Source organism: Caballeronia sp. BR00000012568055 (assembly GCF_029439455.1).
Taxonomy (GTDB): domain Bacteria; phylum Pseudomonadota; class Gammaproteobacteria; order Burkholderiales; family Burkholderiaceae; genus Caballeronia.
The window spans coordinates 1-432 of the sequence record NZ_JAQFVG010000227.1; the positions used below are offsets into that span (position 1 = coordinate 1).

Annotated in this window: 2 pseudogenes; one reads left to right on the forward strand and one right to left on the reverse strand. The window is 55.6% G+C overall.

The features are described from left to right. Window positions 1-169 (forward strand): annotated as a pseudogene (locus P7F28_RS10310) (peptide-methionine (S)-S-oxide reductase); the annotation flags it as partial. Here the strand turns inward: P7F28_RS10310 and P7F28_RS10315 are convergent. After that, window positions 150-432 (reverse strand): annotated as a pseudogene (locus P7F28_RS10315) (aminotransferase); the annotation flags it as partial. The pseudogenes P7F28_RS10310 and P7F28_RS10315 sit on opposite strands and share 20 nt — an antisense overlap.

Consider the following 432-nt stretch of genomic DNA (forward strand, 5'->3'; position numbering starts at 1 on the left):
CTATAAGGGCTTTTATCCCGCCGAGGGATATCACCAAAACTATCTGACCGAGCATCCGGAAAGCCCTTATATCGCGATAAACGATCTGCCCAAGGTCGGAGCGCTCAAGCAGATGTACCCTAATGTCTACCGTAACGATGCGGTGCTGGTTACGGTTGCATCGAAGTAATTGCGGTGTCAAGGTAAGCATCGGCTAAAGCCAGCACGTCCGGCATCGTGCGACGGCCGAAGCCGATGCGCACGTGCGTATCGCCGTAATCGAGCAAGGTGGACGGCAAGAGCAGCACGCCCGTACTCGCCAGCAGTTCCGAGCAGAAGCGCTCCGCGTTGGCTTGCTTAAGTCGCATGAAGCCGATCGTGCCCGCGCTTGGCCGGTGCCATTCGAAATATTCGGCGCGTCGCTTAAGAAAATCATCTAAAACGGCTAAGTTC